This window comes from Bacillus sp. AY18-3, from assembly GCF_008042305.1.
GTDB classification, from domain to species: Bacteria; Bacillota; Bacilli; order Bacillales; family Bacillaceae_G; genus Bacillus_A; species Bacillus_A wiedmannii.
This window is the reverse complement of the sequence record NZ_QKQR01000055.1, coordinates 1-24,368: the sequence shown is the minus strand read 5'-3', so window position 1 is coordinate 24,368 and position 24,368 is coordinate 1. Positions and strand designations below refer to the sequence as shown.

The 24,368-nt window shown below is 33.5% G+C and carries 20 protein-coding genes and 1 other RNA gene; 3 read left to right on the top strand and 18 right to left on the bottom strand.

Annotated elements, in window-relative coordinates; translation table 11 throughout:
- The 11 genes from alo to DM800_RS28470 all read right to left on the bottom strand — a co-directional run.
- Nucleotides 1-1,000 (bottom strand): anthrolysin O/cereolysin O family cholesterol-dependent cytolysin Alo (alo, locus tag DM800_RS28515; RefSeq protein WP_147788173.1); only part of this gene is annotated, 1,000 nt, incomplete at its 3' end.
- Nucleotides 1,001-1,500: 500 nt separating this feature from the next.
- Nucleotides 1,501-2,253: an iron ABC transporter ATP-binding protein gene (locus tag DM800_RS28510; RefSeq protein WP_098047320.1), complete on the bottom strand. Its 753-nt coding sequence runs from the start codon at nucleotides 2,251-2,253 to the stop codon at nucleotides 1,501-1,503.
- Nucleotides 2,250-3,314, bottom strand: a complete 1,065-nt coding sequence (locus DM800_RS28505; RefSeq protein WP_000631136.1) for an iron chelate uptake ABC transporter family permease subunit — start codon at nucleotides 3,312-3,314, stop codon at nucleotides 2,250-2,252. Before DM800_RS28505 ends, DM800_RS28510 begins: the two co-directional genes overlap by 4 nt.
- Nucleotides 3,311-4,327, bottom strand: a complete 1,017-nt coding sequence (locus DM800_RS28500) for an ABC transporter permease (RefSeq protein ID WP_046955599.1) — start codon at nucleotides 4,325-4,327, stop codon at nucleotides 3,311-3,313. The genes DM800_RS28505 and DM800_RS28500 overlap by 4 nt, the downstream gene beginning before the upstream one ends.
- Before the next feature lie 19 nt (nucleotides 4,328-4,346).
- Entirely contained in the window at nucleotides 4,347-5,360 is a 1,014-nt protein-coding gene (locus tag DM800_RS28495; protein WP_087983993.1) for a siderophore ABC transporter substrate-binding protein, read from the bottom strand.
- Nucleotides 5,361-5,729: 369 nt separating this feature from the next.
- Nucleotides 5,730-6,407, bottom strand: a complete 678-nt coding sequence (locus tag DM800_RS28490; RefSeq protein WP_087983994.1) for a response regulator transcription factor — start codon at nucleotides 6,405-6,407, stop codon at nucleotides 5,730-5,732.
- Nucleotides 6,408-6,945: 538 nt separating this feature from the next.
- Nucleotides 6,946-7,851, bottom strand: a complete 906-nt coding sequence (locus DM800_RS28485; RefSeq protein ID WP_147788172.1) for a TniQ family protein — start codon at nucleotides 7,849-7,851, stop codon at nucleotides 6,946-6,948.
- A 4-nt stretch (nucleotides 7,852-7,855) separates the two neighbouring features.
- Nucleotides 7,856-9,001 carry an AAA family ATPase gene (locus DM800_RS28480; RefSeq protein WP_147788171.1) on the bottom strand — a complete coding sequence of 382 codons (1,146 nt, stop codon included), beginning with the start codon at nucleotides 8,999-9,001 and terminating at the stop codon, nucleotides 7,856-7,858.
- Between the two features lie 7 nt (nucleotides 9,002-9,008).
- Complete coding sequence (locus DM800_RS28475; RefSeq protein WP_255447118.1) at nucleotides 9,009-10,964, bottom strand: Mu transposase C-terminal domain-containing protein; 1,956 nt, start codon at nucleotides 10,962-10,964, stop codon at nucleotides 9,009-9,011.
- 20 nt (nucleotides 10,965-10,984) lie between these two features.
- On the bottom strand, nucleotides 10,985-11,677 hold the full coding sequence (locus DM800_RS29815; RefSeq protein ID WP_255447117.1) for a Tn7 transposase TnsA N-terminal domain-containing protein: 693 nt from the start codon (nucleotides 11,675-11,677) through the stop codon (nucleotides 10,985-10,987).
- A gap of 3 nt (nucleotides 11,678-11,680) precedes the next feature.
- Nucleotides 11,681-12,961 carry a TniQ family protein gene (locus DM800_RS28470; RefSeq protein WP_147788170.1) on the bottom strand — a complete coding sequence of 427 codons (1,281 nt, stop codon included), beginning with the start codon at nucleotides 12,959-12,961 and terminating at the stop codon, nucleotides 11,681-11,683.
- Nucleotides 12,962-13,171: 210 nt separating this feature from the next.
- On the opposite strand from DM800_RS28470, the gene DM800_RS28465 reads away from it, so the two are divergent.
- From DM800_RS28465 to DM800_RS28455, 3 genes are read left to right on the top strand one after another with little or no spacing between them, the layout of a single operon-like run.
- A complete protein-coding gene (locus DM800_RS28465) occupies nucleotides 13,172-14,746 on the top strand; it encodes a type I restriction-modification system subunit M (protein ID WP_147788169.1) in 1,575 nt (524 codons plus the stop codon).
- Entirely contained in the window at nucleotides 14,743-15,966 is a 1,224-nt protein-coding gene (locus DM800_RS28460; protein ID WP_147788168.1) for a restriction endonuclease subunit S, read from the top strand. The genes DM800_RS28465 and DM800_RS28460 overlap by 4 nt, the downstream gene beginning before the upstream one ends.
- Nucleotides 15,959-19,009 (top strand): type I restriction endonuclease subunit R, encoded by a 3,051-nt coding sequence (locus DM800_RS28455; protein ID WP_147788167.1) that lies wholly within the window; start codon nucleotides 15,959-15,961, stop codon nucleotides 19,007-19,009. The genes DM800_RS28460 and DM800_RS28455 overlap by 8 nt, the downstream gene beginning before the upstream one ends.
- Nucleotides 19,010-19,087: 78 nt before the next feature.
- Here the strand turns inward: DM800_RS28455 and DM800_RS28450 are convergent, their stop codons facing one another.
- The 7 genes from DM800_RS28450 to smpB all read right to left on the bottom strand — a co-directional run bounded on the left by DM800_RS28450 (nucleotide 19,088) and on the right by smpB (nucleotide 24,297).
- Complete coding sequence (locus DM800_RS28450) at nucleotides 19,088-20,110, bottom strand: hypothetical protein (RefSeq protein ID WP_147788166.1); 1,023 nt, start codon at nucleotides 20,108-20,110, stop codon at nucleotides 19,088-19,090.
- Between the two features lie 17 nt (nucleotides 20,111-20,127).
- Nucleotides 20,128-20,853: a hypothetical protein gene (locus tag DM800_RS28445; protein WP_147788165.1), complete on the bottom strand. Its 726-nt coding sequence runs from the start codon at nucleotides 20,851-20,853 to the stop codon at nucleotides 20,128-20,130.
- Nucleotides 20,846-21,418 (bottom strand): hypothetical protein, encoded by a 573-nt coding sequence (locus DM800_RS28440; RefSeq protein ID WP_147788164.1) that lies wholly within the window; start codon nucleotides 21,416-21,418, stop codon nucleotides 20,846-20,848. The genes DM800_RS28445 and DM800_RS28440 overlap by 8 nt, the downstream gene beginning before the upstream one ends.
- Nucleotides 21,419-21,987: 569 nt before the next feature.
- Nucleotides 21,988-22,554 (bottom strand): DUF2812 domain-containing protein, encoded by a 567-nt coding sequence (locus tag DM800_RS28435; protein WP_098139663.1) that lies wholly within the window; start codon nucleotides 22,552-22,554, stop codon nucleotides 21,988-21,990.
- A complete protein-coding gene (locus DM800_RS28430; protein ID WP_088298722.1) occupies nucleotides 22,541-22,858 on the bottom strand; it encodes a PadR family transcriptional regulator in 318 nt (105 codons plus the stop codon). Before DM800_RS28430 ends, DM800_RS28435 begins: the two co-directional genes overlap by 14 nt.
- Before the next feature lie 491 nt (nucleotides 22,859-23,349).
- Nucleotides 23,350-23,704: a transfer-messenger RNA gene (gene ssrA, locus DM800_RS28425) on the bottom strand.
- Nucleotides 23,705-23,829: 125 nt separating this feature from the next.
- The gene (gene smpB, locus DM800_RS28420) at nucleotides 23,830-24,297 is read right to left on the bottom strand and encodes an SsrA-binding protein (RefSeq protein WP_001123908.1); all 468 of its coding nucleotides are present in this window, start codon (nucleotides 24,295-24,297) and stop codon (nucleotides 23,830-23,832) included.
- Nucleotides 24,298-24,368: the final 71 nt, after the last annotated feature.

Here is a 24,368-nt window from a genome sequence, read left to right as displayed (position 1 = left end):
CTAATACTACAGCAGTAAAGGTACTTTCTTCAAAAATATCTTTGTACTGTCCATTCGTTTCGACGCTGTTATTCTTAAGTAAGGCTTTAAAAGCAGCTTGTACATCTTTGCTCTTAGATGTTGTTTCTAATTTTACATAAACAGTTCTACCATAAGCTACATTCGAGACCATAACAGGTGGGGCCGAATTACTTACACCTTTACGAGTTAACTCACCAAAAGTAACACTATTATCAAAAAGATCGGATGAATTGTTAGGTAGTTCAGCACTTACGGTATAAAATATTTGCTTATATGCCGCTACCATCACTTTTTTCTCTCCATTTGCAACCGCATTAAAATCAATGTTTAGACTGTTATCAAGATATTTGGCGTTAACGTTAAGGGCACTTGCGATTTGTGATTTACTATAAACCATAGATTCTGTATACTGCATTCTTGCGGGTAACGTATGTGTTTTAGAATACTTTTCATTCCAAGTAGATACTAAATCATCTACTGCTCCAGCCACATTACCATATGTCGGATTTTGGACAGTAATTGTATTTTCTTTTCTCATGCCAGGTAAGTCTATACTAATATTCAAAGGCTTTCTCTTAGCCACTAATAAACTCGGTTGATTGTCTGCAAAAGCTTTATTTGCAAGTTGTACCGCTCCTGGATACGTACGATTCACCACAGAATCAATAATCGAAATATCGACTGGTGAAGTTGTAAGTGATTTTTTCTCGCGTTCCACTACTACAAATTTACCATTTGAATTGATACTTTCTTTCGGAACAAAGCTCTCTACTTTATCACCATTTACAGCTAAAACCTCTTGATTATTATATTTAAGATTTGCTATACCAGTATCAATGCCACTAGCATTTTTGGTTACATCAGTTGCATTACCTACTTGTGTTTCTGCGAAGGAAATAGATGAATAATTAATCGTGCATAGACTAACTAATAAACAGGAAAGGAACTTTCTTCTTTTAGTTTTTTTCTTAATATTCAGAAAAAAACACCCCGTTCTTTTTTTAGTAAGATATGATAATGATTGATAAATGATAGCTAACTAATAAACCTACATAAATGCTTTCAAAAGTTCTTGAATTAACGGGATTACGCCACCTACAAATTTCAAAACTGCCATTGCGATTTCCATATTATTTCCTCCTTTTTTATTGCTACGAAAATGTGATTTATCTTTATGCCCTCATTATAGTGACCCCTTACACTTTTATCAATACACTCTTATATGCAATATTACATACAAAGAACCAAGCTGAATTCTTATAAAAAATTATACAGAGATAAATTTTTCATTTGGTAGATACTTGAAAAATCGAAGCATTCCTTTGTATTTTATGAGTAATTTACAAGTTTATTGTTGGAAGCATCGCAGGACCGGAAGTAATGAAATACCTGTGGGACAGAGCTATCATCGACAATCGCAAAAAAAGCTGCTGCCTATAAAATATAGACAGCAGCTTTTTTTGCATACTCATTTTGTAACTAATAAACAGCAATTGGCCCATAAGGACCCTTGATAATTTCTATTTTTGTTTCAAAAATATCTGTCAAAAGTGTTGGGTCCATAACCTCTTCTACTGTTCCAAAAGCAGCAATTTGCCCATCTTTCATAGCACAAATTTTATCAGAGTATTTAGCTGCAAAATTTATGTCATGCATAACAGTCAAAATTGTTCTTCCGAATTCATTAGCTGCACGTCTCAAATGCTCCATCATTTGAACAGAGCGCGCAACATCAAGGTTGTTCAGAGGCTCGTCCAATAGCACATATTCAGTCTCTTGGCACAATACCATCGCTACATATGCCCTTTGTCTTTGACCACCAGAAAGCTCATCTAAATATCTATTCTCTAAACTAGTTAAATCTAAGAAATCGATATATTTAGAAATGATAACCTCATCTTCTTTAGTTAATCTTCCCTTAGAATACGGAAAGCGCCCAAATCCAACTAATTGTCTAACAGTAAGCCTCGTTACAAAATGATTTTCTTGTCGCAATATAGTCAAAACTTTTGCTAAGTCTTTTGATTTGGATTCAGCAACATCCATATTCGCTACTTGAATTTGACCTTCATCCATATCTAAAAGTCTTCCAATCATCAAAAGTGTCGTAGACTTTCCAGCGCCATTTGGTCCAATTAAAGAAGTAAAGCCCGCTTTTGGTATTTCAATATCCAAAGGTCCTATTTTCACCTTATCAGTATAGAACTTTTTAACGTTATCGATTTTTATCATAAAGCCCTCTTCCTTAAAACTATAGTTAAGAATATGATTCCACCAAATAATTCAATAATAACTGAAACTACACCTTGAGCATGGAATACATGATACATTAAAAAGTATGCACTCGTCATTATTAAAAATCCTATAGCAAAAGCCATTGGGAAAATATATCTATGATCATAAGTTGACGCCGCCTGATAACTCAAAGTTGCTACTAAAAAGCCGTAGAAAGTAAGTGGCCCAATTAGAGCTGTTGAGATAGACATTAAAATAGCTACTAACACAAGCGTATAAATTACACTAGGTTGATATTTAACCCCAAAAGAAGTAGCAACATCCTTTCCTAGTGACAAAACATTCAACTTCTTAGAATGAGCAAAAATTAATAACGCTACAATTATGATCATAGGAATTACAACAGGAAAATATGCAGGGTCTGCATGATTAACAGAACCAAATAATCTCGCTTGTAAAATATCAAATTCTGAAGGCGCAAGTAGTTTTCTCATAAAAGTTGACACAGAATTTAGCCCGGTACCAATAATAATTCCAACTAAAAGCATAAGTTGTAAATTCCCGTATTTACCGGAAAGTAACCACCCATAAAGTATCAAACTCATGAAGACCATCACAACAACTTGAAATAAAAATGATCCAATTCCATTAAAGTTTATTAATGCACTAGCACCAAAGAAGAATATTGTACTCGTTTGAATTGCTGAATAAAGTGATTCGAAACCTAAAAGTGAAGGAGTAATAATCTTATTATTTGTAATAGATTGGAAAGCGACTGTCGATAAACTATGGCAAACTGCAGCAATAATCATTGCAACAATAGCTACTATCCTTCTCTTAACAACCGGGATAAAAGAAGGTGAATCTATCGGAACTGGATTGTTATAAACTAAAAGTCCATATGAAGAAAGGAGACCTAAAGCAATCAATGTTGTCAGTACAATCCAATAACGTCTTGCCTCCTTCTTAGAACGAAAAGCACTAGCTGATCTACTTTCATTATGAAGGCTAGAATCGACTTCGACATTTTCTTTATTTCTATAATCTAATGTGATCATCGCAGCCTCCTTGGTTTTCTTCGTCTCAATAGAATAGTAATAAACACGACCGCTCCCACTGTTGCAAGTATTAAAGAAACAGGTAATTCAAACGGCTTTATAATTGTTCGAGAAATGATGTCACAGGCAGTGATTGTCCCCATTCCGATCACACATACCCAAGGTAAATTACTCCTAAGATCATCCCCTCTAAACATGGAAACAATGTTTGGAACAATTAATCCCAAGAAAGGTAAGTTTCCAATAACAGCTGCAACAATTCCAACAGCAACAGAGATAAGACCAGTCCCAAAAAGAACAATTCTATTGTAATTAACTCCAAGGCTTGTTGCGACATCTTCTCCTAGTCCAGCTAAAGTCAATCTATTAGCATACATAAAAATAAACAAAGTAACGATAACAATCAGCCATAAATATTCATATCTTCCCACCTGAACAGTAGCAAATGAACCTACGAACCAAGTTTCAATACTTTGCGTCATTTGAAAAAGGAGTCCCAAAAAAGTAGACACTGCAGAAATAACTGCTCCAAGCATCAATCCAATAATTGGGACAATTAAAGAAGAACGAAGTTTAACTCTTCTTAAAAATAAAAAGAAAATCATAGTTCCTATAAAAGAAAAAATGATTGCACCAGTCATTCTTTGAACTAAAGTCGGGGCAGGAAATAATAAATATACAAAAAGCAGGCCTAAGCCTGACCATTCAATCGTCCCCGTTGTAGTAGGTTCAACAAAACGATTCTGTGTAATTAATTGCATTACGAGCCCTGCCATTGCCATTGCAGCTCCAGTAAGCATTAATGCAACTGTTCTCGGAACACGAGTGATGAAAAACATCTCCATTCCGTCCTCTTGTCCACGTATATCATAAACTCCAGTAAACAGTGATATAATCCCTAAAATTATAACAACTATAACCGCTATTATAAAAGGTTTTGTCCATATTTTATTGTGATTATAAAACTGGGGTTGAGAAATATTCTCAACCCTAGAAATCATATTTTTTGACACTGTTTCGTACCCCTTTACACTACTTAGCTAAAGTTTTTGCAAGATTTCCAAATAACTCTATATAAGTCTGAATTGATTCATTTGTGTAAGTATCTGCTGGTGCATAAATAACTTGTTTTTTAGAAACAGCAGTTGTATTTTGAAGAGCTGGTGATTTAGAAATAACATCCTGAGCAGGAGCTGACTTAGCTGCATCAGATGTTGCAGCATCACGATCTAATACGAAAAGCCAATCAGGGTTTGTTTGTGCGATAGCTTCAACAGAAACGTCATCACCTTTATGACCTGCAGTAGAATTCGAAACTTCTAATGCTGGAGTCCAACCGAAAATTTCATACATAGGTCCCCAAACGCGACCAGAGTGCGGCGCAGCAAAGCCAATATTTCCACCAGTAACGATAACACTCATAACTTTATCTTTTCCGTTATAAGCAGATTTTGCTTTTTCAATAGATTTATCGAAATCAGCTACTAATTGTTTAGCTTCTTTATCTTTAGCAAAGATTTTTCCTAAAGTAGTTGTAGAATCTTTAAGTCCTTTTACTAAGTTTTCTCCAGGCTTAGTAGCCTTCTCAGAAACATCAAAATTAAGATCAATAACAGCTGCATTTGGCACTAATTTTTTGATTTCTTCGTAATGATCAGCAAATCTTTGACCAACGATTACAAGGTCAGGGTTTGCCGCTGCAATGATTTCAAGATTTGGTTCGCGGTGATTCCCGATATTTTTAACTGAATCATCCTTTTTATATGCTGAATCCGCAGGCATGATATCCTTTGGAGCAGCCGCTAATTTAATTCCCCAATCAGCTAAAGTTTCAAACGTTCTATTATCTAAAGCAACTACATTCTTTGGATTTACAGGGACTTTAACAGTTCCATGAGCATCAGTGATTTCAACCGTTTTTGGTTTATCACTACTATCACCTTTATTAGCTTTCGAAGTTTCCTTACTTGAATCTGAGCAAGCTACTAACATTAAAGTGAAAATTGCTAGAATACTTACTAATTTTAAAAGCATAGTTTTTTTCATACGTATACTCCTTATTATGTAATTTAGTTCGAAAATGATGACGTCCATAGATTGAATTAGATAGTAACTTTCATGTATCTAAATTGCTATTGATAATCATTTTCATTTGAACATCCTGTAAATAAGTATAGTCATTAATTCTGTGAAAATCTTGTGAATGGTGTGAGTTAATCAAATTAAACATAAATTAGATACAACCTCATCTAATGCGCACCAGAGTCAGTCCACACACGTGCTAATCAATAGATTGAGCACCTTATAAACCATGATTTCTACTGCAAAACAATGACCATTTCCTAATAGCAATCTTCTTTTTATAGTTTCCTTCTTTTCATATTTCACAGAAACTATTTTATTATCTTATTTTTATCATTCAACCATTGAATAGCCTCTGCCATGTATCGTTTGAATATATCTGTCTCTCTTCTCACACTTTAACTTTTTTCTTACATACCCAATATATAAGTCTACTACATTTGGATTCACTACTACGTTATATCCCCAAACTTGATTTAAAAGCATTTCACGGCTCAATATTGTATTTTTATTCTTAATTAAAAATACAAGTAAATCGTACTCGCGCTTCGTAAGCGAGAGATTTTCGCTACCTTTTTTCACAATATTGCTAGATGTATCAACAAAGAGATCTTTAAATTGAAAAAAGTTTGTCTCATTTTGCTGGATATAGTCAGTTCTCCTTAAAATAGCTTGAACTCTTGCTACTAATTCTTCTTTCACAAATGGTTTTCTAATATAATCATCTGCTCCTGCTTGTAGCCCTGCTATGCAATCCTTACTAGAAATATTGTCAGTCACAATAATGATCGGTGTCGTTTTAACAAGTCGTATTTGTCTACAAATTTCTGGTCCCGATATACTTAATGAATCCCAATCCAATATAATAATATCCCAATCTTGTTCATATGCTATATTTAAACCTTGGTTTTCATTGTGAAGTTTTAAAATGAAATGGCCCTCTTGCGTTAAACCGCTTACGATTTTCTTTGCTAAAGACCGTTCATTCTTAATTACTAACACCTGCCTCACCGATGGTTCACCTCTACTTCAATTTATCTCAAAAAAACATTTTTAAATTTATAAATATGAAACCCCTAAAAAAGGCCATTGTAACAGCTTATTAGGAGAACTCTATATAATCTTACAATAGATGCGAATAGAAACACAAAGGATATGAAGATTTAAATACATATTATGTAATCATTAAAGGTAGACTGTATCTACCTGCTTATCATCAATATCTATTCATTCAGTTTCTGTTTCAAGGGGACTGTCCTCAACTTCAGCATTTTATAAAACTACAAAACAAAAAGAACCATAACCTCGCCAACCTGGCAAAGTTATGGTTCATATCATACATGTGACTTTACCCATAAAGTTGCCGCTAAAGGAAGCATAACTTTGCCGGAAATCACATGTTTTTGAGAGGAGGAGAGTTAATTATTCGAGTAAAAAAGAAGCATAACTTTGCCGTGGATTAATTATTAACCCATAAAGTTGCCGTGAATGTTACAACAAGACAAATAAAAATACCTATTATCAGTATGAGGTATTTAATCTTACTATTTTAGTCATTAGAACTTTTATACGACAAGTTCAGTAACTTTAACAATGGAATTTTAGTATACAGGCTTAATGATAAAAGTGCTTGTAGTGATATCCTTTGCTTTCTAAGCATAATTGCTTTTAGAGTCATAGGATGTATGCCTGCCGCTTTACAAAACTGGCGATGGTCACTTTGAAAAAGAACTGTTACATACTGTTCAAGCATTAAAGAGATCTCTTCTATTGTCGGAGGAACAATGTATGGAGCTACTTGTAACAATTCTCCTATACTTTTATTAATCCATTCATCTCTTTGAGTTATCTCATATTGCTTTTCCGAAAAATCATATCCTCTTTGTCCTAACCAATTACCACATGCATAACAATGACCCCGAGACTGTCTAATAGCTACTTGTTCTCTCCTACATTTTGGATTAGGACACAAAGCCTCTAATTTTCTTTTATGCTTCAAACATACAGTGGCACAATCAAAATACCAAATAAATGGTTCATATATTTCTTCATCAACCTTCTTCCATTCATCAAGACAGTGGGGACACCACTTCTTATAAAAATTATATAAATTCTGAGAATATACAACTTCCTTCCAAGTTAGCATCGTCATGTACTTAAAACCTTTTTGTAACGTTAACAGTTCTAAGGATTCAGCAATTATCAATGTACTTTTCGCCATACTATAATAAGAAGTCTGATTGATAAAACTTCCCTGTTGAGGTTCTTTAGAAAGTAAGTTACGCTTCTCTGGATGCAAAAAAATAATATGAGAAACAAGGGTTCTTAATTTAACATTATGCGCATCAGCAAGTCTTTTAAGATAACTATTTAAACATTCAACCATTGGAGTACCAATATTTATAGGTTTTATAGGATAGAAATAACTAACTGTTGGCTTTTTTGATATATCCATATTTTCAGCCTTCCATATAATCTTGTTTACCTACAGGATCTCTTTTTGGATTACGCATTCCAACCTTACGCCTTCTAGTTGCAACTGTTTTTTTCGCTTGCTTTTCCTCTCTCTCTTTTAATCCTATTTTATATAAGAAATTCATCCTATGTTGTTCATTTTCATCAAATAAAGCTTCACCTTGTTCAATTTCCCCATACAACATTTCTAAAGCCTGAATTGGCATAGCATATTTATGTAGCATTTCTTTTGTAATAGTGCTTTTTTGATTATGAAGAGCATCTCCGAGACAACGGGTTAGCCAATCTTTTAATATACCTATACAGCCCAATGTACGCTCATAAATAAAATCTGCATGCTGTAATAAATTAGGTTCTTCTTCTAGAGGCATGTTTTTTTGCAACATACGAATCACTGATAAAAATGTACGGTATTCATCTACATTACTGGCTTTATATCTTGGGAAGTGTACACTAATTGTCCTACGACTAAGCTGGGCACTTAAATTAAAAAACTCTTTTAATTCATATGTACCAACTAATATGTGAGGTACTTTTGTTTGATTTGCTAAAGACTTAATGGTATCTAGTTGATTTTGTAAACTTTTAGAGCCTGATACTTTTAGCAAATGTTGCGCTTCATCCAATATACAAGCTACAGGTCTTCGAAACTTAAATGCGTTCTCAAGGGAGCTTCTTAACGCATACCAGGTAGATTTGCTATGATAGTTAATTGTAGAATTTTGCACCTTATCCTTTTGATTTTCTATAATAACCTTATGATTTATAAGTGGTTCCTGTAATGCCTCTAAAGTTCGATAATAATAATCTTTCCAAGTAAATTTTCCAGAATCAAATCCTACAACTTCAGTTCTTACTATAGGGATTCTCCCTCGATCCCTTACTAATTCTTCCTTCATTTGTTCAATGAAATATTCTTCCAACACTTGAGCTAAAGTTGTTTTTCCTACCCCACTTGGCCCAAGAACTAAAAAGATAAAGGTTCCTGCTGGATTAAGGATACAAGATATAAGCTGTTCTTTGACTTGTTTAATTATAGTATGCTCTACCACAAGACTTTCAAATTGTTTTAACTTTTTATCTTGTTCAATAAATAAAGGCCTATTCTGATTCTCTTTATATTTATTCATCTTAATTTCAGCCTCCCTTCTTATAGATATCAAACTCTTGAAATTCCATATCTTCCAATAAATCTTTAGCTTTTGATGAAATAGAAGAAGAGTATTGTTCTTCTATTTCATTCTGATCCCTTTTAGAAGACAATTGTCTCTTCATATTTTCTGCCATTAATTTCTCTTTTTCCTCAATACTATTAATAAATTTAGCAATTTTCTTAGCTGTGATTGCATACCCTTTGACGTGATTTTGTTTTCTTTTCTTAATTTCTTCCATAGCTAATTTTAGCTCTCGTTCTGTTTTCCCTTTTAATTCATGATAATATTCAGAGGTACACGTTACCCATTTTTTGTTTACATACGCGTAAGCAATTCCGATATTAAATGGATCATATCTCACAGGTACACTTTTCGCCTCAAGTATAGAATTGTTAAAAGCAGGGCTCCAATAATTTATATAATTCACTTTAATACCTGTACGTAAATTCACTTTAGCCACCCCATTCCTTGTAGACGGCAAAGTAGTAACGATAAAGTTTTCATCATACGAGATGAAATCAAGTTTCCGCTCTCCTGTTCTATATATGCCTTCATTAAGTGCTTCATTAGGCGTAAGCCCTTCCAATGATGGATGTACATTGTTGCTGTATACCTCCACTAGCCATTTATCAAACACATCTTCCAAATTCCCCAAAGTCCATATCGCGTGATTCACAGGATTTACAGCCTTGGTAACTTGTCGAACATTCTTCATAATTTGAGTATTTCCCCTTAGATTATGGAGAAAATTAGAATTCGAGGTGCCAAACAATCTTTCAATTACACTTCCAAATCTAGCTTTTGCTGGTGGTCTTACTTTTTTGTTAATTTCGTACATAGCTGTAAATGTTTCGAAATAAATGCTGTGAAATTCTTTTCCTCCGTCCACTACAATAGATTGCGGAAGTCGATGATATTTACGCACACATTCTCTCAATGCTACCATCACTGATCTGTAGCTAGGTGACTCAAAGGTAATATAATGGGAAAGGACCATTCTAGAGTAAGCATCCACTAATAATGTTAACCACGGTCTTCCTAATACTTTACTCGTCCTAGAACATACAACCTGAATATCTAACTGTGTATGATCTACATGCGTAATCTCAAAAGGTCTATCCCCGTGTTTTGGAACGCTTCTTTCTAAATTCCAATAAAACGGCTCATGCTTATAAGCAGACCGTTCTCCTTGTCTTTTCTTGACTTGTTCATACCGATTTCTATGCCTAATAGCCTTACAAAACGTTTTAAAGCTTGGGATAGGAATATTTTTACTTTCACATAAAATGACTAGCTGTCCGTATACGATCGTTTTATTCTTCTGTTTAAGATTCTCATATTCCCTTTCAATTACTTCTTCTATTAAAGATATTGTTTCAGCTGGAAGTTTTTTCTCTCGATTACCCTTGCTTTGATTTTTAGTTAATAAACCTATATATCCATTTCCATATATCTGTTGAGCCTCTTTGTAGTCTTTTACCCACTGTCTCAAAGTCCTTTCAGAAACTTCACTACTAGGTATTTTTTCATTATTTAATTTTCGCTTAACTACATTTATTTTTCTATTAGCCTTTGCCAACTCTTCTGGTCCCATTTCTAATATATTTTCTATAAAGGGCGCATATTTTCTACCCTCCTCTTTTTCATTTTTGAGATCTATCCTACCGTTATTCAGCAACTCTATAAAATGTATTTTAGGTAGTTCTACTAATCCATTTTCATCCGAATAAAGCGAGATGGATTGAAAACCTACATTTACAATCCTCCAAACAATTCCGTCCCATATAACTGTCGCATTAACCTCTATCGTTACAGCTGTTATTGGATGAATATTTTCGTTTTTTGTTGAATTAATACTTTCAAATGCCTTGCTATGCTGTTCACTCAAAAAAATTGGTGCATCATTAGAATTGGCAATTATATATTTGACCAGGTCCACATATATTTCATTCCTCGCAATCAATATATATATACATCATCAGCATTTGTTGTTTTTAAAGAAGCGAGCAGTTCAGATAATTTCATTCCTAAATTCGAAGAAAGAATATTAATGATTTCTTTTTTCTTGTCTTCTGATACTGTATAATGTCCATTCTTGAGATATGCCTCTAGAAATATAAGATTTCTATGCACATTTAAATCTATTTCAGCCGATGATCGAACAACAAAATCCAAACCCAATTGACTGGCTGCAATTTCTGCAGGCGGACATCTCCAGTTCCCCTCTTCGTCTTTAAAGTACCTTACCGGATCTTTCTCTGAAAGCTTAATTAGTTGTTCTTCTGTTTTCCATTCCTCAATCTGTACACCATCTTTTCTTAACACTAGAAAATCTGGGGTATAATAAAAGGCGATTCTCTTACCACTTTCCCGAGAATAATCTAACTTTAAAGTAATAGGCTGGTCATAATACTCAATTACATCATCATCATCATATTCCATTACGTACATAGCAACTAGTTCAACAGTATAACTTTCGTATTGAATAGACATCCCCATTTTCTTACTTGGGTACTTGCCAGATAAGTTTTTTTTCGAACTTCTAACACTACGAGAAGGCGGCGATGTCCGGATTTTTTGAATTGTACTAACTGTCTCTTTGGTAAAATCTAATAAAATACACCAGCTTTGAAACTCCTGTTCACTGAACATGACTTACCTCCTGTCATTAGAAAATTCATTTTGCATCAATCTATTTAAATACTCTCTTAACTTCTTATCTTTAAGTAACCCCGGCTTATGGGCAATTTCTTCTATCTTTCTTCTACTCGGATATACGCCGTGCTTTCCTAGAAATTCAACACAGTTATCAATTATTAAACAATTATCTTCATAGGCCTGTTGTGTTCGTCTTTTAATAAATTCTTTATTCTTTGCAGAAATAATCTTGCATAGGTCTGGAAAATGTTCATAAAGTGTTCTTTTTGGGTAGCCTATCAACTTAGCTAATTCAGTCATAGATATAATTCGTTCTGAATTGCTGGCATATTCTCTAAGTATGGACAATGCCTTAGTGCAATCAAATCTAATTTCTCTTTTACCCCGATTCCTTAAAAGAGTCTCTACATTCAAGGTAATTAGATTTTTATTTGTACTAATATCTTGGGTATAGAAATAAACCGGTGAAATATCAAATAAGCTACATATTTCAAAAATCCTAGGAAGGGGTGGTAAAACCTTTCCTTTACACCAATCCCAAAGAGTCGTTTTTGCTAAGTTTAAGTTTTTCGCAAACCTTTGTAGATTCCCCTGTTCATAAGTTTCAACAAGATAATTTAAATTTTTAATGATTTGTTGTCTATTTCCTGAAACCGATATCTCTTCTTTATGATTTATAAATTGTTCCGCTATTAAAGTTATTTTGTAATTAAGCTCTAGATTATGTGAATCTTGATTGTTACCTTTTTCTATACCTAGCCATGTATTGCAATATACACAGTATCCGTTTTGACTTTTCCTGTGTAAAACAGGGAGATTCTTATAACAAGAAGGACAATGTATTTCTAATCTACATTTATGCTTAAGGCATACCTTAACTACCTCAAGGCTCCACAATAATGGATTATAATGACTTTCTTCATTATTCATTTGTTCTTCATAACATGATGGACACCAAGAAAAATGATTCTTCAATAAATACCGTGATGGAATTACTTCCTTCAATCCCATTAATGTCAATTGATCCAAATGCTGCACTCCGGTTAACCCTTCTAAAACAGTTACCATATCGATAGCATTTTGTTCAAAAGCATTAATTGTTCGAGCACCATCATAAAATCTATTTCCACCTCTTTTAACACTGTTGATAAGAAATTCTTTATCAAGTACTGGTGCAACGATATAAGAAAGTAACGATGACGGATAAACTTTATGTACTTCTGATAACCTAATTAAGTAACTTGTTAAACATTCCATATAAGGACTCCCTACTCCCATAGGTTTAACTCCATATAATTGACTTCTTTTTGAATATGCATAATGCAATTTCAACACCGCACTTTGTAAAATATCCTATTACAAATATGGACAGATATGTTTATATATAAACTACTAGTTCTTCCAAATAAAACATTTATGAATCCTTATTCTAAAAACTAGATGAATGATATAATTAAAGATAATGAATGTACTACCAGGAGGATTATAATGAGTACTCAACCTAAAGCAGATATAAACTTTCAAACAGATTTATTCGATGCAGCAAACCAATTACGCGGGCCAGTTTCACCGGCTGATTATAAACATTATGTATTACCATTAATTTTCATGAGATATCTATCATTACGTTATGATAAACGCAAAGCACAAATTGAAGCTATGACTGATAATCCAGATAGCGACTTTTACGCGGCCGGAGATGAAATAATACGCGAAACTTTCCTTAGCATGGATGACCTATATAGATCTGAAAATGTCTTTATAATTCCAGAAAAAGCTCATTGGGACTATATCCGCGCTAATGCAAATCAACCTAACATTAAAGAAATTATTGACAATGCGATGAAATTGATCGAGGACACAAACCCAGAACTACAAGGCACCTTACCTCGAATTTTCCAACGTGCAACTTCTTTACCAATAGAAAATGTCGCTCAACTTATTACTATCTTTTCACGTGATGCTTTTAGTGCTACTAACGAGAACAGTGTTGATATATTAGGCCGAGTATATGAATACTTTATTGGAAACTTTGCATCTACAGAAGGACAACGTGGTGGGGAATTTTTCACACCAGCATCTATTGTACATTTATTAGTTGCTATGCTTGAACCAAAAGAAGGAAAAGTTTTTGATCCTGCATGCGGATCAGGCGGGATGTTCATTCAATCTGATGGCTATTCTCAACATAATCGTAACCTATCTTTTTATGGACAAGAAATTAAAGAGAATAACGTACGGCTAGGTAAAATGAATGTGCTATTACACGGTATTAATGCTGATATTCGTTTAGGAGACTCTTTACTAACTGACCAATTTCCAAACTTAAAAGCAGATTTTATTATTGCAAACCCACCTTTTAACATGAAGGATTGGGGTGCGGATCGGATTGCTAATGATGATCCACGTTTCAAAGTATTAGGGCTAGAAGGGGTAAAAGTAACAGATAGTAACGCTAACTATGCTTGGATGCAACATTTCTTATATCATTTAAGTGATATTGGTACAGCTGGATACGTTATGGCAAATGGTGCAATGACAACAAATACTACAGGTGAAAAAGAAGTTAGACAAGCATTAGTCGAACAGGGCTATATAGACTGTATTGTCCAATTGCCAGAAAAACTATTCTTTACGACAGGTATTTCATGTTGTTTATTCTTTTTGAGTAAAAACCGATATGATAAAAAACAATATCGTGAACGTAAAGGAGAAATTTTATTTATCGACGCCCGTAAAATGGGTAATATGGTGTCACGTCGCCAAAAAGCATTAACAGAAGAAGAAATTAATAAGATTGCTAATGCCTATCATCAATACCGAACTATAGGTGGTAACCATGAAGATAAAGCAGGATTTTGTAAAGTAGCAACATTAGAAGAAGTACAAAATCAAGACTACAAATTAACAGCTGGGGTGTATGTTGACTCAGAAATTGAAGAGATTGATGGCATACCATTTGAAGAAAAAATGGGTGAATTAATTGAAACTTTACAAACACAATTCGAAGAAAGCAATCACCTTCAAAAGAAGATTTTGAATAACTTGGAGGGATTATTGTGAGTGATAAATTTCCATTAGTTGAACTGAACGTAATAGTAAATGTTATTGATTCTTTACATAAAACTCCTAATTATTCCGAACAAGGATATCCTATGGTCAGAGTAACAGACATTAAAGGTGGTTATTTAAATCTACATAATACTTTAAAAGTATCCAAGTCTGTATTTGAGGAATTTTCAAAAAAATACCTCCCTAAGCAAGGTGACATAGTTATGTCTAGGGTAGGTACTTATGGGGTGGTTTCCTATGTTAATACATCAAATAAATTCTGTCTAGGCCAAAATACCATAGTTATAAACCCTACAGAGTGTGACAATAAATTTTTATTTTACGCTCTGCAGGCACCAATAGTTAAAGAACAAATTGAAGCACAAGCTGGAGGTTCCACTCAAAAGACAATTAGTCTTAAAAGCATACGGGCATTAAAAATTCCAAACCCTTCATTTGAAAAACAACGTAAAATCGGAGAACTCCTGGGGGATATCGATGATCAGATATTTATTAATTCCTCTATAAACAAAACCCTAGAAGAGATGGCAAAAGTATTATATAAACATTGGTTTGTTGATTTTGGTCCATTTCAAGATGATGAGTTTGTAGAAAGTGATTTAGGCTTGATTCCTAATGAGTGGGAGGTAAGAAAACTCAGTGATATTGCTAACATTAATATGGGGCAATCCCCTAAATCAGAATTCTATAATAGTATTGGAGAAGGACTCCCTTTTCATCAAGGGGTTAAAGATTTTGGCCCAAGATTCCCACAACATATCACATTTAGTTCTAAAATCTTAAAAGTTGCAGAAGCAGGAGATATTCTCTTTAGTGTTCGAGCACCTGTCGGAAGAATTAATATTGCTCCTAGTAAAATGGTTATTGGTAGGGGATTAGCAACCTTATCATCGCTTAATAATACTAATTCATTTTTACTTTATACGTTAAAATATATATTCAAAGAAGAAGATAGCCATGGTTCAGGCACTATATTTAATTCAATTAACAAAACAGAATTAGCAAATATAAAGATAGTTGTTCCCCCTAAAAATATAATGCTTCAATTTGAGAAAATTGTTTGTGAGTGGGATAATTTATACCAAATAAATTCTATAACGAACTTAAAACTACAGGAAGCTCGTGAATATCTTCTACCTCGCCTCATTTCAGGAGAAATAGAAGTTAAAGAAGCCGCAAAAATAACGAAAGAGGTGTTAACAAATGGCTAGTCGGTTGTATGAATCAGATTTTGAACAAACAACCATCGAGAGACTACAACAAGAAGGTTACACATACTTACCAGCGCACGAATGGATGACACGTAATAATTTACATGAAGTAATAATAAGGGAACGTTTAGCAACGTTCCTTTCTGATAAATATCAAATGATTCCATCTAATGAGATTCCACGCTTAGTCTCATTATTAACCACAATAGATGGAATAGATGTAGAAAAAAGAAATGAACGTTTTCATGAACTCCTAGTTAAAGGATATACTTTTTCATATGAAGAAAACGGAAAAATAAAATATACAGATGTTAATTTAATAGATTGGGGTACCCCAAAAAATAACGACTTCATTGTTATGAACCAACTAGCAATTGAAGGCCGTTTTTCTCGTAGGCCTGATATTATAATTTATATTAACGGTATTCCATTAATTGTTTTTGAATTAAAAAGCCCTTATCGTGAAGATCCATCTGTTCGAGGTGCCCATTTACAGTTACAACATTATGTAAAAGATATTCCACAGCTATTTGATTACAATGCTTTTGTTGTCCTATCAGATGGAGTACAAACAATGCATGGGATGCCATTTGCTTCATTTGAATATTTTGCCGAATGGAAGTCAAAAGATGGACATACAATTGAAAATAATCCTATATTATCTATGAAAACATTAATTGAAGGGCTATTTTCAAAAGATCGTTTATTAGAATACATTCAAAGATTTATTTTCTTTAAAGTACAAGGACAGGCTAGCGTAAAAATTGGTGCAAAATACCATCAATACTTCGGAGCAACGATTGCATACGAGGAAGCGTTACGGGCTTCTGGTCCAAATGGAAATAAAAAGATTGGAACGGTATTCCATAGTACTGGTTCAGGTAAATCTTTTACTATGCTATTTTTAGCAAATTTACTACGCCGTTCAAAAGATTTAAGCAACCCAACAATTGTTTTACAGGTAGATCGCACAGATTTAGATGAACAATTATATAAAACATTTGTTAGTGCGGAAAGTTTTATAGGCAAGGTATTCCAAGCAAGTTCAGCAGATCATTTACGTGATTTATTACAAAATGAAGGTGGACAAATTGTATTATCTACAATTGAAAAATTCCGCTTAAAAGATGATGAAAATGAACACCCTATATTATCTGATCGTTCCAATATTATTGTTATTGCTGATGAAGCACACCGCACTCAATATGGTGTAAAAGGATATGCTGGAAACTTAAGACAAGCTTTACCAAATGCTTCTCATGTTGCCTTTTCAGGTACACCAATTTCTATGATTGGACGAGATACTACAGAACAATTTGGGCCTATAATTCATACATATGACATGGTTCAATCGGTAAACGATGGTGCAACTGTTAAATTAACATATGACTCTCGCTTAATTCCATTAGATTTAACTAATCTAAATATTGATGAGGAATTAGCTGACATCGTTGCTTATGGTTCAAATGATGATGCATTAGAAAAGTACAAGCGTCAATATGCAGCATTAAAAAAGGTCGTTGGAACACCAAAACGATTAGAGCAATTAGCAAAAGAAATTGTAAACCACTTTAATACTGCTAGTATTGAGCAGCCTTTTGCAAAAGGCTTAATAGTAACGATGAGTCGGCATATTTGCGTAGCTTTGTATGACCAACTAAAGAAAATACCTAATTGTCCACAAATGGAAATTGTTATGACAGGAGGAAGAACAGACGATCCAATAGAATGGAAAGACGTTCAACAAGGTAGCCAATACTCACATATAAAAAATGACGAAGAAAAGAAAGTTATCAAAGAAAGATTAGCAGCTCCAAAAGACCCATTAAAACTATGCTTAGTTGTAGATATGTTCTTAACAGGTTCAGATTTCCCACCAATGACATTTCTATATGTCGACAAACCTATGAAAGGTCATAACTTAATTCAAGCAATCGCACGTGTTAATCGGGTGTTTCCAGAAAAAGAAGGCGGTCAAATCATTGATTTTATTGGCATTGTAGACCAATTAAAACAGGCAACAAAACAATATACAAATAGTATCGAACCACCAAAAGAAGCACTTTTTGATATGGAAGAAGCATTAGAGATATTTTGGGGGAATTTAGAGATTATACGACAATATGTACCAGCACATTTACGTCCGACAGATTGGCGCAAATTGAGCAAAATTGAGCAAGAAGATTTATTTGCAACACTACTAGGAAAGTTTTTAGGTATGGATATAGAAAAAGATTTCTTAGAGGCTCAATTAAAATTATCTAAATCCTATAAACTTGTTTCTAATGAAATGATCGTAAGACCTATAGTAGATGAAATATTGCTTTATGAAATTGTAAAAACCCAAATACGTAAAATTAGTATGAAGGATTTTCAAGCAGAAGAGCAATTAGAACAAAAATTAAACAAATTAATAAATGACAGTCTCGTAACCCGCCAAACAATTGATATATTTGCCGTTGCAGGTATAGAAAAGCCAGATGTATCTATTCTAGATGAAGCATTTATATTAGACGTAAAAGATAAAAAACATGAAGATTTACGTTTAAAATTATTCAAACAACTATTAGAAGACCAGGTAAAATTAACGTTTTCTAAAAACAAGGCAAAATCTCAAAAAATGAGTGAGCTATTAGAGAAAACATTAAATGAATATCATAACCGCATTATTAATGCAGCAGACGTAGTGCGTATTATGACAGAAATGCGTAATGAAATGATGACTGAGGAACAAAAACGTAAAGATTTAGGGCTAACCGAAGAAGAAGCTTCCTTCTATGAGATTATCGCTAACATGAGGGAACATACCTTTGAAAATAAGTTTATTGCCGATTTGGTTCATAAAGTAATTAAAGAAATGAAGAGAGAATTTCGTCCTGGCTGGACAGAGGTTCATCGTACCGATGTTTTAGCAAAAGTACGCATCGCAGTTACAAAAGTTCTTATTAAAGAAAAAGTTTCTAGCCAACAACTACAATTTCTCATGAACGCAATTGTTGATGAGGCAAAGGAAAAATATAGAGATTGGCCAATTAATGCTTGACACCAAAAAGGATGGTTTCTTCTAACAAAGAAACCATCCTCTTATTTACTCTTTATTTTTAAGGAATTTTTTTAATGCCTATTCATCAAATTCATCAATATCCTCATCTTCATCATTTTCCATAAGAGGAATATCTACAAGGCCTCTCGATTCTTGTTCAATTCTTATCAATTCAGCATCAACTCTTTGTCTAATCATTGATCCCAAACGTTTTACAAAATCAATTTTTAACTGTGGTGACCATGCTTGATCGTTAATATTATTATTATAGCTTTCAACTACCGAAGGTAAAATCTTGAGAAAAACATATATAGCAAGTGCATTTTGTTTTTCAATACCTGTCAATGCTCTAAAATAATTACCAGCATATGAGTTTGGCCATAACGTAAGGGTACCAGTTAATCTCATTTCTACTAATACCGTTTCATCCATATGTTGGATTTGTGGTCTTAGTGCTTTTAATTTATCGTTCTGAAATAAAAAAGCTAATGTGCCTAAAATGGTTGATATTCTTGTCCCATCACCTTTTACAGCGTTTACATTATCTCTTGTAGTCCCCATATAGCTTTCTAATGCAGTAACAAAAATATCATGTTCTTCCGATAGGGGCTCATCGGGAACATCTATATAATGCTTAAATAACCAATATAGGACATCCTCAGTTAATTCATCATTAAATGGCTCAATAAGTCCAAAAGTTACTGAAGGAAATAACTTTTTCATTACCTTTTTCCCGTTTGTAGCGCCACAAAAAACTATAGCAAATAGTCGATTCCTATTTTCAAAAACCAATATATCTGAAGAAAATTTACTCACACGTTCGTCTCTCGGTTTTAATTGTCCATGATTATCATAGGGCCCTACTCGTTTTTGCGTTTCTATAGATCCTGTAAAATACAAATAATTTACAAGTTCATCATCAAATTCTAAAGTTGTTACATCTGTAAGAGGAAAATCTGGTACATCAATTATACTACAGTACAATTGATCCTCTACACACCCTGTTTGAGGATATTCAATATTTCGATTTTCTTGTAAAAGTTGTTGAAATTCTTCTAAGCTATTAAACTGATGTAAATGTAGGATACAAAATTTGTTCAAAATGTCCCTCTCCCTCTTTAATCATCATTTCTTGCTTCTACCAAATGCTGTGATTCTTTAAAATCCAGAAATAAAATAATTAAAATACAAGTTAAACATTTGCTAAACATGCTTTTTGATTCAACAACAAACTTGCTTATAATATAATCTTCCTTCTTATCAACGACATTAGGACCAACTTTTACAATTACAGAAAATTTCCCTGTTTTCATATGTTCCTGTAGAGCATGTCCTAAATCAATTTCTAACTTATCCTCATTTCGTTTCTGCTCTATTGTGTTTCTTTTAAAATCACTTTCATTTTCGATGTTATAATCTACCCAATGAGGAAAATATAGAACTAACTTCATTCTCCCCCATTTTTGAATGACCTTTTTTAACCACATGAATTTAAAGTTTGCATTACACGCTACATCAATATTGACTCGCTTACGAGGATTATTTACTTCTAAGACAGAATTATCTTTTCTAGTTTTTAAGCTTTTCATCTCAATTTCTAGTTTTCCTGGATGTTTAAAAATTTTAATAAACAAATTCACTAATAACGCAATAAGAGCAGTATTGATAGTAAAACTTATACCTGGTTTAGCACTAATTGCCTCTTGAAGAGCAGGAATAAAATTTGATATGGATGTAGCTACATCAACCTTTAATATATACATTATAAAAATTGCTAAGACAGGACTTAATAGTATAATCCATTCCGCCAAGATATTTCGCAAATTTATTAATGACCTAAGCATGAGCTATCCCCTTAATAATTGATAAAACCAATGTTTTTACCTCATCTGAAACATGATCACTGTTGACTGTAACAACTCCATTGCTATATAGATCTACCTTTTTATACAGACGAGAATCACCAAACTTTGTTAAAATCGATAATTTTTCTATATCAATGCATTCATCATAAATCAACCAGTCTAGTTCATTAAACAACCGATTTTTATATTCATCTTTTTTTTCCGTCATAGCTGAATTTATCAATTCAATATACTCATGTACAAACTCTATACTTTCTTCAGGAATTTGCGAAACAAACTTCAAGTCACTAATGGAAGAGTTTGTATTAACAGCATAATTTATTAAATTAAAAAAGTGCTTTGACGTTAAAATTACCTGCCGGATGTTATCTACCTTTTTGGCTTTCTTTAATAATTCAATATAACTATTCGTAGCATAATCGTATGTAATGGCCATGTAATTCTTATCAAGAAGAATTAAATCATTACCCACAAATATATTTTGAACCTTTTTTAGATCTTCTTCACTAAAATTAAAAAGTTCAAAAATCTTAAATTGCAGCATTTGATACACTCCCTCCATACGATTAATAATAACAAAAACTTCCTTTATTAATTATAATATTGTCCATTAAGAAAAACAATGTCACTAAAATATTTATTACCTAATATTATGACCTTAATGCACGATTATTATAATAGGGGAAGCATAAGTTTGCCGCAAACAAAAAGAACCATAAGCTTGCCGTTCCGGCAAACTTATGGTTCATATCACACATGTGTGACTTTACCCATAAAGTTGCCGCTAAAGGAAGCATATCCTTGCCGGAAATTACATGTTTTTGAGGAGATTTAGTTGATTGTTCGAGGGAAAAGGAAGCATATCTTTGCCGTGGATAAATTATTAACCCATAAGCTTGCCGTGAATGCTGTTGGTTTGTAATAAAGTTTGATCAAAAGCATGCTACAAAAATTGATTTTTCAACAGAAGAAACCCAAACATTTTGAAAAAAGTTTGATCAAGATGTTTGGGTTGTTTGTTGCTAGTGAATAATTTTTTATAAAAAGTTTAATCATTTTTCTACCTGTGTTTACTCCACAATCGCGCCCGATTCTGGAATATTTCAAAAACGTTTATTTTTCTTTTAACATTGAATACTTTCGATAAGCTTTATAGAAATTGATACCAAAAAAAACAAACAGAAGTGTGGAAGACAACTTCAAAAAGACAAATGGAGTTTCAAATAAAAATGCCTTCCAAAATAATGAACCTTTCATACTCCAAAGACCTTCATGATATAATCCTGAATCCTTGTAAAACATATAAGAATAAGCTAAACACAGCATAACCAACCAAAATGAATAATTCATTAATTTTTTATAATGATTATCCTTAGATTGGCGATCCGAGAAGATTTCATTTTGATCATCATCTTTTTTTTGCCAATACCGTATTCCACTAAGCCCGGGACCCTTTATATAGTTCCAACCAAAATCCTCATATATTCCTTTGTATTCAACCAACTTTTTCTTAGGTAAATAATCTTGATAATCAAGTCGTATAATATATCTCTTGTCTGTTTCTTCGAAAGTGTATATTCCTAATCCACTAATATTTGTACAACGATAGCCTTTTTGTAATTGCTCGTTCAGCCATTGCTCCTCTTTTTCAATATCAAAAAACATCTTAAATTTCTTCATTGGATTCACTTCCTTCGTACAGGGATAAAATATGCAATAGCCTATTTTGTTCCATTTTCAAAATGGCGCTTCCTTCTGCAGTTATCATATAAACTTTTCTTCGACCTAACTCTCCAACAGGTTCAATCCAACCATGCTTACTCAAGTTTTCAATCGCACCGTATAATGTACCAGCTGCTAAAATAACAGTACCGTTACTCATCTTTTCTATCTTCTGCATTACGGCATAGCCATGGAGCGGCTCACGCAAAGCTAATAAAATATAATGCATGGTTTCAGACAACGGTAATAATTTATGTTTCATATCCTCACCCTTTATTCAGTTCGACTATATAGTTCAACTTAATAACAATTTAATACAGTTCAACTGAATAGTCAACAACATTTTCAAAATTAGTCAAATGAACTTAAAGTAAATAGCATGATAACAAGGGGAAAATTAATCTAAAAAGTTACTTTCCTTACGTAAGGGAAAGTGACTTTTTTGTAGTCTTATTCAATTAAATGGCCTTTTAGTGGAGTAACTTTATTGCCGCTCAACAGTTCCTTAATCCGCCTTTCAGTTCAGGTTTTCTTTTCGCTATAAAAACATCCCTTTAGATAAACAGATCCATAGGGACAAAACATCGCGTCTTTTTAAAAACGCCGTGACTTTATTTAAAAGCGACATTAAAAATATTTTTCAAATCCTGGAAGCATATCTTTGCCGCAAACAAAAAGAACCATAACCTTGCCAAAGTGGCAAAGTTATGGTTCAAATCACAACATGAAATAAAAAAACCACCAAATATGTATTGGTGGAGACGGTGGGAGTCGAACCCACGTCCAAAAATATCGGCACTTAAGCTTCTACGAGTGTAGTCGATATATTAGCATTTCGCGAACTCTTCGGCCTATCGACAGGCTTCCAAGTTGCTAGTCTGATTGTTCTCTTCCTTCGCCCTCAGACGGCGAACTCCGGCGTAGTCCACTTAGTTTGAGTCCCTTACCCTACCACATGGACGATGGAGGGAGGAACCTTTAGTGCAATTAAGCAGCTAAAGAAAGATTGTTTTGTTTGCCAATTATAGGCTTTGACGTTTTAACGAGGCCGATCCCCTCGACTCGCAACCTAAGCTCGAACTATCCCTGTCGAATCCGTAACGTCCCCATGATAAAAATGGAGCATACGAAGAAATATCGTGATAGCTACTAAGAGCTGTTTTTCAATGTGCAACAATCTTACATAATTTATTATAACATACGCGCGTCGTTTTACAAATGTAAATATCTGTATTACATCTTTTGACGATCACGGAACGCGCGTGCAATTTCACGTTTTGCTTCTTTTTCTTTTAAATCGTTACGCTTATCATATTGCTTTTTACCTTTTGCTAAACCAAGTGCCATTTTCGCGAATCCATTTTTTAAATAAATTCTAACTGGAACTAATGCATAGCCTGTTTCTTTTGAAGCACCCGTTAACTTTTCAATCTCTTTTTTATGAAGAAGTAACTTTCTCGTGCGAAGCGGATCATGGTTGAAACGATTCCCTTGCTCGTACGTACTAATATGCATATTATGTACCCATACTTCACCATTATGTACACGTGCAAACGCATCTTTCAAGTTCACGCGTCCAGCGCGAATCGACTTAATTTCCGTTCCTTGAAGGACAAGCCCTGCCTCGTATGTTTCTTCAATGAAATAATCATGAAATGCTTTTTTATTTTGTGCAATAACCTTACCTGAACCCTTTGGCATATAACGTCCCTCCTCTATTTTTACTATTGTAACAAATGTTAATAAAAAGCGAAAGTGGCTCGCTCAGAATG

What these genes read in the sequence shown, in the direction of transcription:
- DM800_RS28510 (WP_098047320.1), bottom strand. Translation starts at nt 2,253, where the DNA reads ATGATAAAAATCGATAACGTTAAAAAGTTCTATACTGATAAGGTGAAA.
- DM800_RS28505 (WP_000631136.1), bottom strand. Translation starts at nt 3,314, where the DNA reads ATGATCACATTAGATTATAGAAATAAAGAAAATGTCGAAGTCGATTCT.
- DM800_RS28495 (WP_087983993.1), bottom strand. Translation starts at nt 5,360, where the DNA reads ATGAAAAAAACTATGCTTTTAAAATTAGTAAGTATTCTAGCAATTTTC.
- DM800_RS28485 (WP_147788172.1), bottom strand. Translation starts at nt 7,851, where the DNA reads ATGGATATATCAAAAAAGCCAACAGTTAGTTATTTCTATCCTATAAAA.
- DM800_RS28480 (WP_147788171.1), bottom strand. Translation starts at nt 9,001, where the DNA reads ATGAATAAATATAAAGAGAATCAGAATAGGCCTTTATTTATTGAACAA.
- DM800_RS29815 (WP_255447117.1), bottom strand. Translation starts at nt 11,677, where the DNA reads ATGTTCAGTGAACAGGAGTTTCAAAGCTGGTGTATTTTATTAGATTTT.
- DM800_RS28470 (WP_147788170.1), bottom strand. Translation starts at nt 12,961, where the DNA reads ATGGGAGTAGGGAGTCCTTATATGGAATGTTTAACAAGTTACTTAATT.
- DM800_RS28465 (WP_147788169.1), top strand. Translation starts at nt 13,172, where the DNA reads ATGAGTACTCAACCTAAAGCAGATATAAACTTTCAAACAGATTTATTC.
- DM800_RS28455 (WP_147788167.1), top strand. Translation starts at nt 15,959, where the DNA reads ATGGCTAGTCGGTTGTATGAATCAGATTTTGAACAAACAACCATCGAG.
- DM800_RS28445 (WP_147788165.1), bottom strand. Translation starts at nt 20,853, where the DNA reads ATGCTTAGGTCATTAATAAATTTGCGAAATATCTTGGCGGAATGGATT.
- DM800_RS28440 (WP_147788164.1), bottom strand. Translation starts at nt 21,418, where the DNA reads ATGCTGCAATTTAAGATTTTTGAACTTTTTAATTTTAGTGAAGAAGAT.
- DM800_RS28435 (WP_098139663.1), bottom strand. Translation starts at nt 22,554, where the DNA reads ATGAAGAAATTTAAGATGTTTTTTGATATTGAAAAAGAGGAGCAATGG.
- DM800_RS28430 (WP_088298722.1), bottom strand. Translation starts at nt 22,858, where the DNA reads ATGAAACATAAATTATTACCGTTGTCTGAAACCATGCATTATATTTTA.
- smpB (WP_001123908.1), bottom strand. Translation starts at nt 24,297, where the DNA reads ATGCCAAAGGGTTCAGGTAAGGTTATTGCACAAAATAAAAAAGCATTT.